This is a genomic window from Paenibacillus sp. FW126-R14 (genome assembly GCF_058789495.1).
Window position 1 is genome coordinate 1 of sequence record NZ_JBYTBS010000035.1, and the last position, 18,372, is coordinate 18,372.

The following is an 18,372-nucleotide window of genomic DNA, read 5'->3' on the forward strand; positions in this document are numbered from 1 at the left end:
AATTACAGATTCTCAATTAATTTTACCCGTTACCTTTTATTTAGATTTCACTATTTTATCTATTTTGCTTGTAATCCAAGTATCATCCCTTTTCTCGATTGTTTGTCTTATTTGAATTGTGCCTAAAAAAGTTTTCCTGCTAGTTAGTATTGCTTTCCCATCTGTTCTGAAAATTACATTTTCTAATTCAATCGCCATACCACCAAATTTGTTTTTCGCTAAATTGGTCTCTATATCCGAATTTCGTAGAATTATTATAGAAATTGGCTTCTTGTTCAAAAATTGTTTTGATAGCAATTATATATATCTAAATACTCACTAGTGTCAATTTTTTGTGGTTTAGCAATCTGGGAAAATATCTATGTAGTACCCACCTGAATTACCTGCTTTATCAGCTCTCTCTAAAAGTCCTTGTAGTGTCTCCTGTGATTCACCAAATCTCCTCTTAATAGCTTCTTTAAAATAATCCATATCACGACCTTCAAAAACGTAATCTAATGTACAGTAACTATCACCAATATAAATTGAAAAGTTGAAACCAAAGCAATCAGCAATCTCTTTGCAGATATTTCTAAGTTCTTGTTGTAAGTCAGAATTAACTAAAAAACTGTACCACCTATAACCCGGAGTAAATTCACATATATTTTTATTAAAAATGAAGTTAAAGCCTCCAGGACCATAGACTTCAATATATTCATCATCTCCAACTATGATTGGATCCATTGGACCGAAGTTCATTGACTCAATTATTCGTTCACGATTTATTGACCAGTCTCTTCTAAGGTGTGAGTTATGTTCATTCACTCGCTCAATACATTGAATTGTCTTAGGAAACCTGGCACCTTTAACGAGTTCTTCTTTAAATTGCTCAATAGATTTGAAGTCAAATGAATGTTGAAAAGTTGCTGTAAAATTTACCCCCATCTTTCCGCCCCCATATATTATGAAATTGTAAGGTATACATCTCAACCTATATGTATGTTCCTACTTATTATTCCAATCATCAACATAATAAGCGGACCTACAATTGTAATACCTATAATTACCGCAACAAATTTAAGAGGAGTTGATATTCCTCTTCGTTCTCCAATTGTATCTAATTTTAGATTTATTTTCTTAAGTTCATCAAGTATTTCCTGATTTAACTCTTCCGACATTTCCTTTAACCTCCTCCATCTCCGTTTCAAGAGCATTCAACTTATAGGGAAAACACTATTGCGAAACTTTTTGCCTGTAAGCCTATTCGCTAGCCTAATGTGGAATATCTTACCACAATTTACTTAATCATTAAATACATCAACAACCATGCTCTACTGCTAATTTGATGAACAGGCTACTAAGAAGTAAATCTAGATTCAAGAGTTATACCTATCTTACCGAACAGTAAAATTGCTTCAAATATGGGACTATTTCTAGAGGCATTCAGCAGTCACAAGGTTGGAACTCTCACCACATAGAGTCCTTTTCTGTTTGCATAAAATGCTTAATCTGTTTCTTTTCGGTTTTATAGCGTTATTGTCATCGAAATTGTACTTGATCAATACTAAGCTAACCTACCTGTCCTTGATCCCTAAGGCCTGCTAATTGGTTTTGAAAAGGACCTTATCACATCAAACATAATAGTCGCGATTTTCGCAAAGCTTAATGTGATAATCTACTTGTCACCGACTCTTGTTGACATCATATTAGTTCATTATGTAAAATTTACCCGCAGTGGCATTAAAGTCACTCATCTACTAATAATGCTTACGATGCGATTACTTAATATCCCTAAACGGCGAAAGGACGGTTGATTGATTTAATGAATACTCGTATTGAAAAACTAGTAGCATATATGGATCGGCAGGCGATCGATGCCGTACTGATTACGATGCCGAAGCATGTGTATTATTTGACCGGGTTTGCGAGCGACCCGCATGAGCGTTTTCTCGGTCTGCTGATTCCGCGTGGAGCCGAACCGCTGCTAATCGTACCGGCTCTGGATCTAGAAGCGGCGCAAGCCGCATCGTCCGTTAAGAATATCCATACCCATACGGATACCGATAACCCTTACGAAGTTCTCAGCAAGCTTATGCCGGCGGGCATCCAGACGCTTGGATTGGAGAAGGACTACATGACCGTTAGCCGCTTCGAGGCAATTAGCCAAGCGGTCGGTGCAACCGTCTATGCGGATATCGACGCGCCGCTGCGCGAGATGCGCGTCATTAAGACTCCGGACGAAGTGCTGCGCATGAAGCATGCGGTGCAGATCATCGAGGATGTGCTGCACGCAGGCATTGCGCAAGTGAAGCCTGGCGTTACCGAGATTGAGCTTGTGGCGGAACTGGAGTACCAGATGAAGAAGCTCGGTGCGAGCGGACCTTCCTTCTCGACGATGGTGCTGGCTGGCGAGAAATCTGCGCTGCCGCATGGCGTTCCGGGCTCACGGGCCGTTCGCGAAGGAGAGCTGCTCTTGTTCGACCTTGGAGTCTATGCAGACGGATATGCATCAGATATTACGCGAACGTTCGCGGTAGGCGATATTTCGGAAGAGCAGACGAAAATTTATGAGACGGTGCTGCAGGCGAACCTGCTGGCCATTGAAGCGACGCGCCCCGGCGCTACGCTGGCCAGCTTGGACTACGCGGCGCGCAAGCACATAACCGAAGCCGGCTACGGGACGTATTTCATGCACCGACTCGGACATGGCCTTGGCATGGATGTACACGAGTATCCGTCCGTGCATGGCAATAACCAAGAGCTGCTGCGCAGCGGGATGGTCTTCACGATCGAGCCGGGCATCTACGTACCGGGCATCGGCGGCGTGCGGATCGAGGACGATGTGCTCGTCACGGACAGCGGCGTCGAGGTGCTGACGTCGTTCCCGAAGGGACTTACCGTTATCGGATAACGCTTCTATTCAAAAGACAAAGGCCAGCATATGCTGGCCTTTGCCTTTTCGGAGCTGTCTTGCGGTTCGCCGTGGAATCGGGTTGACACCATCCTCCTTCGCGTTGAATTCCGATCGATAAAAAGATAGCCTGACTTAAATTGATGATAATGCGCAGTAAGCTCAAAACAACTCACAATTTTCTTCTAATAATTCTTAGTAACTTCTTAAATATGCTGGGTTTAAATGTGTTTTTCCCTTCTCGCATATCATCACTCACGATACTCTGCTTGGATTTGAAGTTTGAAAATATCTTAATTCCTAAATCATACACTTTTAGCATATTCTCTTCTTTTATATTTGTTCTTCTGCTATTAATTTCAATAATAATCTCGTCAATATCTATACCAGTTAACTCCGCTGCTAATGTGGAACAATAAGTATCGAAACTTAATGAAGCAGATTTTAATAAATCGTCTAAGTAAATAGTTCCTGTTTGTCTTACCAGGTTCTCAACCAGTAAATTATAATGACGATATATCCCCCATGCCTCTTTGGCATACTGTGATTCTGCTACTAATAGATCTCTAAGCAACTCAGCATGTATGTTCTTATAATTAATAGATTCTAAGTATTTAATAACCTCTCGCCTAAAGTGCAAATTGTCATCAATCATTTCATTCGCATGTTTACCATTCCACTTGAAAGAAATAAACTCCACGCTGTCAGTAGCGTATGCTACTATGAATTCACTCGCATTCATTATTTTAGTCCTTTGCTGTGAATTGGGTTATTTGTTTCTCGATTTGTATTGACTGTCCTTCGCTAAACCTTTAGAAAAGCTGAGAGGCAGCACGATAATTGGAAATAAATACTTGCAAACAGTAAATATCCAGCAACAACAGGAATACATAATCTCGTGTTTGCGCTATTTTTCTTATATCGTTTTTTTGTGAGTTGATAAAATATTATGCTATTTATTATTCGAGAACTTCGTAATATTTCCTTTTATTGATAATTTCATGAAACGAGAGGCATTACTCCCGTCCTTAATAAAACAACATGTCGCTAGCAATTCTCCAATTTCTTTCACTGAATCGATACTCCGTACATATTATTGGCCTCATTCAGCAATATTCTTGGCACTCATCAGTTACTTCTTGCGGCTTTTCCATTCCCTTTCTCATACGCATTTCGGTTGAAGGAGTCATATGGGTTCATCACTTATCGGACACAGCAGCCGTTGTATTCGCGAAAACCATCGTGTCTCTCTGCTGACGGACATCAGAGTCCTTATTTGCCAAATTCGGGGAGAAATCAGTCCCAAAGTGAGTACATAACAGCGCTTATGTCCGTTACATGTTCGAAGAGGTTCTTGTCTTTCGAATAAGAGCCTCTCAGTCCGTTAGCGAGGACAAACTGTGTTAACGCCATTACGTCTACTCGACCAACTGAGCAGACAGCCTTCCAAAGCTTTTCGTTAGCTAAGGTGTTCTGACGTTTTCGCTGACTTAGTAAGCTCTTCTCTTCCCTAAAAACATATAAAAAATCCCGGCAACTATTACACAGTCACCGGGATTTACATTAATGTGCATTTTCACATCCATTCTTGCGAAAAACCTTCAGAGCTCTCCAAACGTTCCTTGTTAAGTATAAATTTATTTACTAAGAAGCTTAATAGCATCATCAATCTGTGCACTAATCGACATCACATCATAAGAGAACCAAAGACCCTCGTCAAGGATATATACTTTGTTATTCTTCACAGCAGGAAGGTTGTTCCATAGCTTGCTATTGTCAACCTCTTTGACAAAGTCGGGGTCATTATTGAACTTGACCAGAAACAGCCGGTCTGCTGAGGCAAATTCAGGCAGCTGCTCGAGCGAGATACTATCCCCCACCTCCTTACCATTTCTCTCCAGCTCCTGCTTGACTTTCTCCGTCATAGGGAATTTCAACGCATTGAACAACGTATATCCGACGTTACTGCCACCGTAAATCCGCAGCTGCCCTTTCGCGTACCCTCCGACGACCACGACGCCGAACGTTTCCCCTTCCTTTACATAAGACGCGAGCTTTGTCCGTGCATCTTGGGCTTTTTGATCGAAGGCTCGAATCCATTCTTCCGCTTTCTCATTTTTACCCAGGACGTCGGCGACTGCTTTAAAATGCTGGAAGGCATCCTGACCTTCCCACTTCACCACAACGGTCGGAGCGATTTTACTCAGCGAATCCAGTTTGTCTTTGTTGTATTCGTTGGCGATGATAAGCTCGGGCTGGAGCGCAAGCACCTTTTCCAAGTTGAGCTCGCTGACGGATCCGATATCCTCGATTCCGCCGATCTGGTCTTTAATGGACGTGAAACTCGTTAGCAGATGCGTAACCGCACCGAGCGGCTTGACGCCAGCAGCCAACATTTCGGGCAAATATTGCGTCGTCACGACCCGCTGGGCATGCGCCGGAATGGTAACTTCCCGGCCCAGCGCATCTTTATATACTCTAGTTTTACTCTCAGCTGCTGCCGATTCCGTTTTTGCTGCCTGTGACGTCGCATTGGGCTCAGACTGAGCTGCTTTACCGCACGCGGAAAGCATAACGATAATTAATAGAAGTACAAATGATCGCATAAATCTGTTTTTTAAGTTAAACATGTTCATAATCTCTCCTCAAAATATGATATTTGTTCATTAATTCCATTGTTCAATAAGAACCGAATTGCATTTCATGCAGCTTGCTGTATACGCCTCCTGCAGCCACCAATTCCTGATGCTTCCCTTGCTCGGTGATGCCCTGCTCTGTGACGACGACGATACGGTCGGCGTTCTTGATCGTAGCAAGCCGGTGCGCAATGACCAGCGTCGTCCGGCCCTCCGATAGCTCGCTCAGCGATTGCAGTATGGCCTTCTCGGTTCCCGTATCGAGGGCGGATGTCGCTTCATCCAGGATGAGGATCGGCGGATTTTTGAGGAACATCCGGGCGATCGCAAGCCGCTGCTTCTGTCCGCCGGACAGCTTGACTCCGCGTTCGCCAATGACAGCCTCCAAACCATCTGGCTGCGATCGGATGAAATCGTCCAAACGCGCGCGCCTCACCGCGTCCCATATGTCCGCGTCCGAGGCATGCAAATGGCCGTATGCGATATTTTCGCGGATCGTGCCGGAGAACAGGAAAACATCCTGCTGAACGATCCCGATTTGCCCTCGCAGCGAAGCCAACTTCATTCGCGTTATATCAATGCCGTCGATGGCGATGGTTCCGGAATTCGCTTCATAAAAGCGCGGCAGCAAGCTGCACAGCGTCGTTTTGCCCGCACCCGAAGGACCGACGAAGGCAACGGTTTCTCCCGCAGGGATTCTAAGATCGATATCCTTCAGCACTTTGGCTTCATTTTCATAACCGAACGAAACCTTGCTGAACTGAATGTCGCCACGCAGATCATCCACATCCATAGCATCCGGTGCATCGGCGATATCGGGATCGGTTTCGAGCAGCTCCAGATAACTTTTGAAGCCTGCCATGCCTTTGGGGTAGCTTTCGATAACGGCGTTGATTTTGTTGATCGGTCCCAGGAACACGTTGGACAACAGCAGGAATCCCACGAATTCCCCGCTCGTCATTTCCCCTTGAATGACAAACCAGGTGCCGCAAACGAGCACGAATAAAATGATCAGTCGCATCAGGAAATAGCTGATGGACAGATTTTGGGCTTGAATTTTGTAAGAGATGAACTTGGTTTGGCGGTACCGCTCATTATTTTTGGCAAAACGCTCCGCTTCAAATTTCTCGTTAGTGAACGCCTGCACGACGCGGATGCCGCCAATGCTGTCCTCCACCCTCGCGTTGAATTCGCCGATGTCTTTGAACATTCGCTGAAAGGCACGAATCATTTTCCGGTTGAAATACAAGGATAGGTACACCAATCCCGGTATAATAACAACCGCAAGCAGCGCCAGCTTCCAGTTGATCATCAGCATGAGCACGAAGGCGCCGACCAGGGTCATCGCAGCGATGAACAGATCCTCAGGTCCATGATGCGCCATTTCGCCGATTTCCATCAGGTTGCTCGTCATACGGGCCATCAAATGTCCGGTTTTGTTATTATCGAAGAAACGGAACGACAGCTTTTGCACGTGATTGAAAAGTTTGCTCCTCATGTCTGTTTCGATGTTAATGCCGAGCTGATGCCCCCAATAGGTAACGACATACTGCAGCAGGCTGTTAAAGGCATACACCGCAAGCAGGCCCACGCAGGCCCAGAAAATGACCGACCAGTTCCCGCTCGGCAGCAGATTGTCGACGAATTTATTGACCACGAGCGGAAAGCCTAATTCCAGCAATCCTGAGAAAACGGCGCAGCAAAAATCAACCAGAAACAGCGTTTTGTAAGGCTTGTAATAAGAAAAAAACTTCCACAGCACGAAACTCCGCACTCCTTCCTTTTTAAACGGCGGCTTTTACCGCTATTACATATAGTCCAACTCAAGCCCGTGAACGGGCGAGCAAGTACAGAAAATACGGCGCGCCAATGATGGCAACGATAATCCCCGCCGGAATTTCCGACGGCTGCAGAATCAAACGGCCGAGCATGTCGGCGATGATAATCATCAGCGAGCCCGTCAGTGCGGAGGCAGGGAGCAGTACTTGATGCTTCGGTCCAACGAGCCTTCTTGCCACGTGAGGCCCGATCAAGCCAACGAATCCTATGCCTCCGCTCACCGCAACGCAGGACCCGGCAAGTCCGACCGCTGCCGCAAGCAGGACCAGCTGCTCCCTCGACACCTGTGCACCCAGACCTGTCGCTGTCGTTTCACCCAAATTCAGCACATTCATCGTTCTCGCTTTGTAGAAAACAAAGGGAAGAAGGATCACTAGGAACGGCAGCAAGGCCAAAACGAACTTCCAGTTCGTTCCCCAGATGCTGCCAGCCATCCATGTCGCAACGAATTGATATTTCTCCGGGCTGATCCGAAGCGTGATGACGATCGTTGCAGCACTAATGCCCGCGGCGACGGCGACGCCGGACAAAAGCAATCTTGTCGGAAGCAATCCGCGATGGCGTTTGTACGACAGCGAAAACACAATCGCAGCGGTCAACCCCGCTCCGATCCAAGCCAGCACGGGAAGTATAAATACCGGAGCGGCGCCCGGAGTCGGGTAAAAGGCAACAAACAGCAATACCATGAGTCCCGCACCGGCATTGATGCCAAGGATTCCCGGATCCGCCAACGCGTTTCGCGATATCCCTTGCAGAATGCATCCGGACACTGCAAGTCCCGCGCCGATCAGAATTGAAATGACGATCCGAGGCAGACGGAAATCGAACAGGATCAGATTTTCTTTGGCTGTTCCTCCGCCAAATAACGTCCGCAGCGTGTCCATCGGCGAAAGACGTATGAATCCGATGTTCATGCTCATCACGAAGGCGAAGATAATCATTACGGCGAGAACGAGAATTACGAGAATTTCTTTCCTCTGCTTTCTCTTGTCTTCGAGCATCATTACATTTCTCTCCCTTCCTTACGCGAAATGTACAGGAAGAAAGGGACACCGATGAGAGCGATCAATGCACCGAGCGGTGTTTCGTGAGGCGGATTCACCATCCGTGCCGCCAGATCGGCGTAAACGACGAGCAATGCGCCTAGCACCGCAGAACAAGGAATAATGTGACGATAATCGACTCCGACCAGCTTCCGCGTCAAATGCGGAATCAACAGTCCGACGAAACCTACGGCTCCGACGACCGAAACAGCAGCGCCGGCCAGGACTAAGACGATGACGGTACCCGCAAGCTTTACCCTGCCGTTTCTTAAGCCAAGACCTTTGGCGACTTCATCGCCCAAACTGAGCATCGTGATGGATCGCGACAGTATGATCGCGCCGATCACGGCGGCAAGCATCCAGGGGAACATGATTTTCAACTGGAGCCAGCTGGTGCCGGCGATTCCGCCGGCATACCAGAATGCGAGGTCCTGACCGATGCGAAAATAAAGGGCAATGCCTTCGCTAAGGGCAGTAAACAAACCGGACAAAGCCGCTCCCGCCAAAACCAATCGCAGCGGCGTCAGTCCCCCTCTGGCCATGGAACCGATCCCGTATACGAGTCCGGCACCCAAGCCTGCTCCTAAAAAGGCATACAGAATTAAGGACATAAACGGCAATCCCGGGAAAAACGCAAAGCACAGCGCCAAAGCAAATCCTGCGCCTGCATTCAATCCAAGCAAGCCCGAATCCGCGAGCGGATTGCGCGTCATCCCCTGCATAATCGCTCCGGCCACGGCGAGTGAAGTTCCGACCATGGCGCCGCCAAGCACACGAGGCAGCCGAAGCTCCTGGATGATCTGATGCTGCGTCAAGTCCGAGTTATAATGAAAAATGGCTTGCCAAACGGTCATAAAGTGAATATCCGCTGCCCCAAACGATACAGAGACTCCGAGGCTCAAAATAAGAGCAACTATTCCGCCGACAAGAATGACCGCTGCCACCCAGGGTCGTGAACTCAGCGGAATATTCGTTTCTTCCTGCTGATGGAGGTTTATTTCGATCTTGCTTAAACGCATAGGAAGCCACCTTTATTCAAAATGAACATCAATTGAAAAGGGCCGCTTCAACTTAAGCGGCCCTGGGTATGCATAGGTGGTTGCAGGTCATCGTTAATGCTTACCGGTAACTGCGCTCACCACATCGTCAACCTCTCTGCTTTCCGCAATCGGACCCGAAGACATCCAGTGTCTGGACGTGACTTTAAAAACCTGATTCTTTCTCACAGCAGGAATGGACTTCCAGAGCTGTAGATTTTCGATCTGAATGGATGCCTGAATCGCTTTTTGGAATGCGTCTTCCGTATCCAACGATCCTCCATAAATGGCGAATATATAGTCGGCGGTGATCGAAGGCAGATCTTCCAGTGACAAATTGATTCCCCAATCATCCTTTGCCGTCTTCTGGAATGCCGCAACGCTTGTATCAGGCTTCAAACCAAGAGTGGTATAAACCAGATTGAAGCTTGGAAAGAAAAGCTGCAAGCCTTTATCCGAAGGGCGGATGAAGGCGACGGTTTTATCCGCTCCTACCGCTTGAATGATTTTTTCTTTAGCCTGCTTCAGCATGGCCTCGTGACTTTGAATGACGGCTTTGGCTTTATCTTCAATCCTCAAAGCTTTGCCGATTTCAACGATGGAGGATTTCCAATCATCCGGCGCAAAGGCTAGCGTTGGAGCGATTTTGCTTAATTCGTCATATACTTTTTGATCGATGGAATACTGCTGAACGATAATCAAATCCGGTGCCGCCGCCAAAATGGCTTCCAAGCTTGGCTTGAAACTAGCGCTCTCTGATACCGGGATGTTCAATTTGCGTATTTGACTGTCCAAATAATAGCCTTTGAAATCATAGGCATACACCATTGGGACATCCAGCGACAGCATGAGATCTTCCAGACCGAACACCGCAATCCGCTTCGGATGCGCCGGAACGACCGTTTCGCCGAAGCCATGCTTGATCTTAATCGGCTGCTGCCCTTCGCTGCCGGGCTTGGATGTCTCGGCTGCAGCTTGCTGAGCGTTAGACTTCACTTCTGCCTTTCCGCTCGTTTCTTCGGAAGCTCCTTTATTACCACATGCGCTGAACAATGCGGCAATCAGCAGCACCGCCAGCAACATGGTATAACCTCTAAGTTTGCCTCGCCCTTTTATCGCGCGGGATGCTGCGAATTGGGGTCTATCTGTATGAATCATTACTTCCCCTCCATAATTGATAGTGATTTTCATTATCGCTAGTAAGAATTATATATCGCTATCACATCGATAGGAATATGAAAAGATGCTGAATTTTTCGAACTACAGAGCACGAAATACCTGCTGCAGTTCATCAAGCAAATGATCATGCCTGTATGCGGTGTACTCCATAATTGGCTCGGCTACCCAAGCCGGGCTTGAAGTCAGATAAACATGGCCGTTTCGGACGGCTTTGAGACTTTGCCAAGCAGCTGACAACTGCGTTGTTCTCCATAACTCTGCCGACACCTGGTCCTTCATCACATGTATGAGCAACAAGTCAGCCTCGAATGCCTCCAACTGGTCGGCTGATACGAATTCGGTAAACCGGATCTGCTCCACGCCTTTCGCACAGGCAATTTCCAAATCATCATAGAGGACAGTTCCCGCTCTTCTTCCCCAAACTTTGATTCCTTTGGAGCTAAAATTGACTATCAGCAGCGAGCCTCGCTTAAATGCGGCTGGAATGGATATTCGGGCGGCTGCCGCCTTCTCGTGATAACGGGACAGCCACTTGTTCCCTTCCTTCTCCCGATCGAGAAATTGTGCGGTCATCTGCAGATGAACTTTCCATGTTTCTTGCTGCCAAGGCAAGAACAAGACAGGAGCTATCTCGCGCAGCTTCGCTTTCTCCTCGTCCGTAATCATTTCTTCCAAAGCGACAATCTTATCCGGACGTGCACGCCATAGCGCTTCACGGTTAAAATCATAATCGTGGCTTAAAGGGACTTTCACATCAAAATGATATTTTTTGCGGTATTCATCTGTCCAGGAGTGATCGATCGGAGCTGCGTAAGGAATGATCTGCAGCGCCAGCAAATGTCCGATGTTAGGCCAGCTGTAGGCGGCGATTTTGTTGCTGCGATTAGCCGAATAAATGCTCGGGGACACTCCGACATGCTTAGTGAATTGGCTGCTGAGGTACTGTGAGTCCTTATAGCCCACCTTTTCCGCAATTTCGCGCAGCAGCCCCCCTTCCTCCATATACTGCTTTGCACGGTTGATTCGAATTTCGGTGAGATACTCCATGGCGCTTTGACCAAACCGATCTTTAAAAGATCTCATGAAATAATAACGGCTCATGCCCGCTAATCTCGCCAAGTCTTCGACCGTAATGACCTCCTGATAATATTGCTCCATATATTGGCGAACCTGATTCAACGCATTTTCGTGTTGTTCAGGCTTTTTCAACAGCATATGAAGCAAATCTTGAAATCCGCCCTGGCTGGCGAAGCGGTCAGCAAGATCATCCGTGTGCCAGTGATCGATTATTCTCTCGCAAAGCGCCAGCAGTCGATCGGAGGAAGGTACGTTGCCAGACATCAGTTCAAGGCGCGAATGATCCAGTTCGGCGTTCGCATGGCTTGGCATCCACATATCGAACTGAAACAGGAACAGGGACTGCTCTTCATCGGAAGGATAGTAGATTTCTACCCTTGGTCCGGGCGGAATGACATAGACTTTCTCCGGCGACAAAGCATGTACGATTCCATCAATGACGAGATGTCCATGCCGGTTCATCACAGCAATGAGCATATGTAACGGACATTCGCTGAATAACAAGCGATAACCATGTCCATGATCGAATCTCTTAACCGCACAGGTCAAGCTGAAGCGGGCTTGCAGGAGCAAGTTTTTACTTATAGATTCATTAGAAAACGAATGGGGATCCATCATGAGGCCGTCCTCCTTCTTTTATTTGTAAATAAAGTTATTGTTGGGTTAGAAATGAATATTTCGATAATGAGAATCATTATCAATTTAGCATGGATTAATCATATAATCAATTCAAATAAATACTGTCCTACAGTCATCTCTTGACCGCAGGACAGTATGGATGTTTTTTACTTCAGTTTTTTCAGCATACCTAGAATAAATATCGTAGCTTCCGCTCTTGTTGCTTCATCGTTAGGTGCAAACACATGATTGTCTCTGCCTTGAATAAGACCAGCTGCATAAGCGGTTGCAACGTAAGGACGCGCCCATTGAGGCACCTGCTCGGAATCACTGAAGGATAGTCCATCGTCCGAGATAAGCTTAAGTCCAAGAGCTCGAACCATCATAACAGTAATTTCAACGCGGGTGACAGGCTGTTCCGGTCGGAAGGTACCATCCTCATAGCCGTTGATAATCCTTTTCTTCACAGCCTGATTCACGGCATCCTTGGCCCAAGCGGGTATGTTCCCCTGATCAGAGAAATCTACTTGATCTGACTTGTCGTCAAGCTTCAGAGCACGGCTCAGCATTGTCACTAGCTCAGCCCTGTTCACCTTATTCTCTGGCCGGAACGTATTGTCTTCATATCCATTGATAAACCCGAGATGAATAGCCTCTTGAACCGCCGATGATGACCAATGGTCCGCCAGATCATTGAGTTCCAATTTCGGCGGAGTTTTGACGACGGGTTCTTCCTGCGGAGGAGTTGTCACGCTTTCTTTCGGTTTATCTACTGTACGAATATTTCCTGAACTATTATTTCCACTTGTAGGTTCATTGCCGCTGGACGAGTTACCGTCGCCGCCGCTGCTTTTTCGCGTAAATGCTGCAGTAATTGTATGATTGCTCGTCACATCTTCAAATACGTAGGAAGAGACTGCGCCAACGGATTGCCCGTCTACAAGAACATCTGCGATCCGATAGTCGGACTGGCTGCGGATTTCAAAAGTTTGGCTGCCTCCACTTATCACACTGACGCTGCCTTCAGGATTGATGCTGCCACCGCTTCCAGCCGTCGCTGCAATCGTATAAGTAACAGGAATTGTCGGCTTCTCCCGGAACATAGCCACAATGGTATGCGGAGTTGTTACATGCTCAAACGTATATACATTATTCATCACAGTTGTTGGCACACCGTCAATTTGTACCTCGCGAATCTCATAATTTTCATCAGGAATGATCAGAAAATCCTGATTCGCTCCTTCATTTACCAGCACTTCTCCGCTAGGACTAATTGTACCGCCATCTCCGAAGGTTGCTAAGATCGCATGCTGCACGTTTGAAATCTCTTTCGTTTTGAACACAACCGATGCAACAACATTTGTTTTAACGCCAGACAACGTATATTGATTTCGCTCGTCCAATTGAACCAGCTTACTGTTGACCCACACGCCCAGGATATCATGCTGTTCATCTGGCGTTACTGCGAATGTTACACTTCCGCCTTTTTCAACATGAAGATGATCTGCTTGTATGGTTCCGCCGCTTCCTGCGAAAGTTGTGACCACAAAAATCTTCGGTTTAAAGGTCGCATGAATTTTCATAGGATCGCTGTTGACCATCAAATCATAAACGAGTCCATTAAAATTCGTAACCTCTTGATCATTCACATACAGTTTATCCAATTGATATCCCGGTAAAGCTTCGATGATGAAAGGCTGCGGCACATCTTTAAAAACAGTTAGCGTTCCATTTGGTGTTATGGTGCCGCCTTCACCGGCCGATGCCGCGACGCTGCTATAGGTAGAATTGGCGTCTTCACTTAACGTGATGGCTTGAAACATCATATTGCCCCATGTAGTATCGAACAGCTCCTTATTATAGATTTTGACCTTCATTTTCTGTCCCGGATGGTCCAGTTGATAATCCAGCTTCACAACATAACTCTCAGCACCGCTAGTTGTGGCCTTTTTTCCAAATTCGACACGATCATACAATTCATCCCCTTTACCTTCTTCCGAAATATAAAACTCTGCTGAAATCGTCGATGCCCAAGAGCCTGCATAAAGGTTAACATGTTGTTTGACAGGAGAATACGGTAGCGAAAATTGAAAACCACCGCCTACGTGTTTTGCCACCACGCCTTTGCTATTCCCGCTAGCACTCGTATAATTGCTGCCTTTGGCATCGGAATAGGTGTAATTTGTTGAAGCATCGGTGGCAACTTTCTCAATCTCCGTGCCCGGGAGCATGATAAAATCGGTCATGTAACTAGTTGGACTATTTTTTCTCTCGTAAGCATCTGGAATTGGATTATTGAAATGAGCCCAATCCATGGAACCTTCTTGCGTAAGATCAACCTGAGGAGCAGGAGCCATCACCTTAGCATTATTCCCGCTCTCCGCAGTTGCAGTACCTAGGGTGATTGCCTGAATAAAAGCCTTCTGTCCGTCAACGACAGAGATCGTTATTTTAAGCTTATCATTTTCCGGAAGCTGATATTTAATTGCGATCTCCTTGGCTAATACACCTGCAGAGCTGTCTTTCCCAAACGTATTGGAATAGTAGACTTTGCTAGGATTATTGAATGAAGCGACCTCAACTTGCACCGTACTGTTCCATGAGCCTGCATAAATCTTGGCCTCTTTCAGTTCATTTCCGCCGGGCAGCGTGAATGTAAGCTTTTTGCCTTGACCCGAAATACCTGTAAAGTACATGGACTGATTGGAACTTTCCGTAATGAAAGGAACATCGCCATTGCTTGTCTGGCCGTCACTATAGGATACTTTTCTAGGATAATCGCGCGGGTTCTCGTCCGGTAAACCTGAACTGAATGAAATATTGGCTATTTGATTCGCATTCTTCTTTCTCGGAAAATCGGAAGCTGCAATTCGATCGAAATGTACCCAATCCTGCGTCCCCTGCTCGGTTAAATTTATATTCGCGGTATGATTGTTCATTTCAGCGGCCACATAAGGCTCTACTACAGGATCAACAGATTTGACTGTAGCTATGAAATTCCTTGTGACCGTGTAATCTCCCAATGTAACATTCACCTCGAGGATTGCCGTTTTATCGGCATTCGCCCCGATAGATCTCCTTACATTGCCCCGTGAATCTATGACATCCGAAGTAAGCGAGTTGACCTTCGCCTTACTGCCATATAATTGTCCTTCAAGAGCATCCAATTTTAGATTTTCAGTAATATTGCCCAAGTCGGAATTTCCATTTAAGATTTGCGGCAGAATTGTACTTAAATCCTTCGTCACTTTCTCTTCGCGTGTCCCATCCACGCCGCCATCGATTGGAACTCCCGTTACGAGCTCGCTGAGGTCACCCGCTACGGAATGTTTAACCCCCTGTACAGCTACATAATATCTTGTATTGTTATCAAGTCCATTAATCGTGAAAGGCAAGCTTGTCGTACTGTACTCATCAATTTTTTCAAATGGCGTTACGCCCAGTTGAATCTTGTAACCGTCGAGATCAGCTTGACTGGTTACTTCGGCATTTACAGTCAAGCTATTATCTCCAGGAATAACCGTCACGTTTGTAGGAGCATCTGGTAATTTAAATGCTTGACCTCCGTCATTCAGCGTAATCGCCTTCAAAGTGATTTCCCCTTCTTTTCCAGGGGCATTTTCCGCCGTCACGTATTTAACGAGAATATTCTTGTCTTTGGAACCAGCTCGATAAGGAATGTCGATGATATATTCAACTTCCTGATCTCCGCCACGAAGCTGCTTGGTGATACCGGGCTGTGAACTATCGCTTATCGTTGCGTTAAGTGTCGCTGTCGCATTTTTGACGCCTAACCGCAGTCGTAAAGTTTGCATATGGTTATCTGCCGGCGCCATCACCATAAATCCTTCATTGACACCGGATTTAGCCATGTCATTAAGGCGCACACCTTCTATGCTCCCTATCTGACCGGAGGCTGCATGCAGCGTCGCATTTCGGTTGCCGATCGTATTTACGTTGTAGATCAGCCGGTCGGCTTTTGATTTGCCGTAGCGGTTTTTTAATCCATCTGTCACCGAAGGATCTACTTGATCGCTGAACAAAACAAAGTCTTTACTTGCGGTGATGCTATCAATAGAATCCTTTTGGTTGTCAAAGCCTTGGATCGCCGCACTTAAAAACGGCGCATTGCCATCTATGCCATCAACGGTATAGGTATGAGTGCCAGCCTCTACTTCAAATTTCGATACGGCGTCATTCAAATGAACTTGCAGTGTAAACGGCCTTTGGGCAGTTACCGATACCGCCGTGCCGGATGTCCCGCTTTTTCTCGCTGCAGCACGCAAAGATACTACGTTATCGGATTGGTTAGCTGCATTGCCGAAAACAAGATTGTCCATACCATGCTCTTCCAGAAGTCGAAGGGTCCAGTTGATCGTATTCTTCGGCGCATTGACTTCGATGCCGAGAACATCCTCAATGAGTGCTGCGATCGGAATCGTTCCAGTCCATCCTACAAAATCCTTTCGAGCAGGCTCATTGTCACCATACTCCGTCGAGCCAGGCCGAATATATTCAGAGGAGTAGTTCTCCCAAAGCGTATGCAGAAAGTTCCCATCGCGATCATAGGCGCCTTGTCTGTACACGTCACCCATAGCGTTAATATGCTGAATGGCCAATTGGAAAGCCAAATCTCCATAACCGTATTTCTTCAATCCGTCTAACGCTTGATAGGAAGTTGGCGCCCAAACCGCGCCGTTCCAATAGCCGCCGGTAGGTTTAAATGAAGAATAATTATAAGCCACCGACGACAGACCGTAAGGACGGAACATCATTTCAGAGTTTAACATGGTTTGAACAAGTCTTTCGGCCTGATTCGTTGACGCAACTCCCGCCGTCATGGCCCAAAGCCCTGTTGGCGTCTTTATTTTCGTGAACGCCCCTTTGCTTCTGTCATAATTGTAGTAAAAACCATCCGTTTCATCCCAGAGAGTCGAATTGATCAGTCCCTTAATTCGATCACGCTCGTCAGCATATTTCTGGGCATTCGCCGTGTCACCGATTTCAGCCGCAATTTTCGAGATATAATCCGCATATTGCACCATCTGTATGCTGATATCGTTATAAACTTCCCTTCTCGCACCCCAATCCTGATTAGGGGTATTATCTAAACCGTTGGCTTGTCCGTCAGTGAAAAATAAATCCTTGCCTACTCCATCTGCATACGTACGATTTCTTTTAATAAATTCGAAATAATCGATCATGCGCTGCAAAACCGTTTTTGATGCAGGGCTTACAACGTTGCCCGGTACGTTTGGAATGGATGATGTCATATAGGAGGTCAATGGCTGCGTGAATCGACCTTTGTCATTATGCAGCAAATACTGCTCCCACTCCGCCCAGCCAAACAAAGGCGGATTAATAGCATCGGTATTATCATACTTATACTGAGGGCTCCCATCCGTTTCGCTTAATATCCTTGAAATAAATCCATTCTGTTTATTTCCTTCCGTAGTACCGTTGGAATCGAATTGTCCACGATAAAAATTATTCATGGAAGGCAATGTAGGGAACTGCTTGTAACCATACTTATCAAACAACATCATAAACAACGTGTCCCACTGAAAAAGTCTATTGTCAAACGCCTCATCTACCCAATAATCGCTGATTCCTGCCGTATTCGATGCGTTATTCTTTATGTTGTGTTTATGTAACTGCCATGCTGCATTATATAATTGTTCCCAATCTTTATGTTCGCCTAAATAAACTTTTGGAATGAGATCCATATCAATCGAGTAACCGCTTTCAGGCAGCGTTTCATTAGCTCCCAAAACAGCAGGCAGTAAGAACGTCGAACTGATTATGAAAATACTTAGCAGAATGATTATAAGTTTTTTTATCATTTGAATAACCTCCTCTGTTTGAATACGATTTCAAAAATTGAAATCATTTGCAGACACAAACATTGCACGAAATGACTCCTCACTTGTAAGATAGAAATTTATTGGGTTGGATACATTCTCCTTCCTAATGTGACGTTATTCTCTCTTTAATGGAAATTCTTAGATTATTATAACAATAAAATATTTGTCGAAAAATACAATAATCTCATC

12 protein-coding genes are annotated in these 18,372 nt (G+C 46.0%); 1 reads left to right on the top strand and 11 read right to left on the bottom strand.

The window, feature by feature from the left end:
• Positions 1-36: 36 nt before the first annotated feature.
• From AC3WRW_RS20495 to AC3WRW_RS20505, 3 genes are all read right to left on the bottom strand, one after another.
• Positions 37-198 carry a hypothetical protein gene (locus tag AC3WRW_RS20495; protein WP_492548154.1) on the bottom strand — a complete coding sequence of 54 codons (162 nt, stop codon included), beginning with the start codon at positions 196-198 and terminating at the stop codon, positions 37-39.
• 141 nt (positions 199-339) lie between these two features.
• Positions 340-924, bottom strand: coding sequence for a hypothetical protein (locus tag AC3WRW_RS20500; RefSeq protein WP_492548155.1), 585 nt, complete (start codon positions 922-924; stop codon positions 340-342).
• Positions 925-965: 41 nt separating this feature from the next.
• A complete protein-coding gene (locus tag AC3WRW_RS20505) occupies positions 966-1,157 on the bottom strand; it encodes a hypothetical protein (protein ID WP_492548156.1) in 192 nt (63 codons plus the stop codon).
• 644 nt (positions 1,158-1,801) lie between these two features.
• Here AC3WRW_RS20505 and AC3WRW_RS20510 point away from each other — a divergent pair.
• A complete protein-coding gene (locus AC3WRW_RS20510; RefSeq protein ID WP_492548157.1) occupies positions 1,802-2,890 on the top strand; it encodes a M24 family metallopeptidase in 1,089 nt (362 codons plus the stop codon).
• Between the two features lie 172 nt (positions 2,891-3,062).
• Here the strand turns inward: AC3WRW_RS20510 and AC3WRW_RS20515 are convergent, their stop codons facing one another.
• From AC3WRW_RS20515 to AC3WRW_RS20550, 8 genes are all read right to left on the bottom strand, one after another.
• Positions 3,063-3,632 (bottom strand): hypothetical protein, encoded by a 570-nt coding sequence (locus tag AC3WRW_RS20515; RefSeq protein WP_492548158.1) that lies wholly within the window; start codon positions 3,630-3,632, stop codon positions 3,063-3,065.
• An 895-nt stretch (positions 3,633-4,527) separates the two neighbouring features.
• Complete coding sequence (locus tag AC3WRW_RS20520) at positions 4,528-5,520, bottom strand: ABC transporter substrate-binding protein (RefSeq protein ID WP_492548159.1); 993 nt, start codon at positions 5,518-5,520, stop codon at positions 4,528-4,530.
• Between the two features lie 49 nt (positions 5,521-5,569).
• Positions 5,570-7,288, bottom strand: a complete 1,719-nt coding sequence (locus AC3WRW_RS20525; protein ID WP_492548160.1) for an ABC transporter ATP-binding protein — start codon at positions 7,286-7,288, stop codon at positions 5,570-5,572.
• A 61-nt stretch (positions 7,289-7,349) separates the two neighbouring features.
• Positions 7,350-8,369 (bottom strand): FecCD family ABC transporter permease, encoded by a 1,020-nt coding sequence (locus AC3WRW_RS20530; RefSeq protein WP_492548161.1) that lies wholly within the window; start codon positions 8,367-8,369, stop codon positions 7,350-7,352.
• Positions 8,369-9,427 (bottom strand): FecCD family ABC transporter permease, encoded by a 1,059-nt coding sequence (locus AC3WRW_RS20535; protein ID WP_492548162.1) that lies wholly within the window; start codon positions 9,425-9,427, stop codon positions 8,369-8,371. The genes AC3WRW_RS20530 and AC3WRW_RS20535 overlap by 1 nt, the downstream gene beginning before the upstream one ends.
• A gap of 93 nt (positions 9,428-9,520) precedes the next feature.
• On the bottom strand, positions 9,521-10,603 hold the full coding sequence (locus AC3WRW_RS20540; RefSeq protein WP_492548163.1) for an ABC transporter substrate-binding protein: 1,083 nt from the start codon (positions 10,601-10,603) through the stop codon (positions 9,521-9,523).
• A 102-nt stretch (positions 10,604-10,705) separates the two neighbouring features.
• Positions 10,706-12,319 (bottom strand): ABC transporter substrate-binding protein, encoded by a 1,614-nt coding sequence (locus tag AC3WRW_RS20545; RefSeq protein ID WP_492548164.1) that lies wholly within the window; start codon positions 12,317-12,319, stop codon positions 10,706-10,708.
• Between the two features lie 167 nt (positions 12,320-12,486).
• Positions 12,487-18,162 carry an S-layer homology domain-containing protein gene (locus AC3WRW_RS20550; RefSeq protein WP_492548165.1) on the bottom strand — a complete coding sequence of 1,892 codons (5,676 nt, stop codon included), beginning with the start codon at positions 18,160-18,162 and terminating at the stop codon, positions 12,487-12,489.
• Between the last annotated feature and the right edge of the window lie 210 nt (positions 18,163-18,372).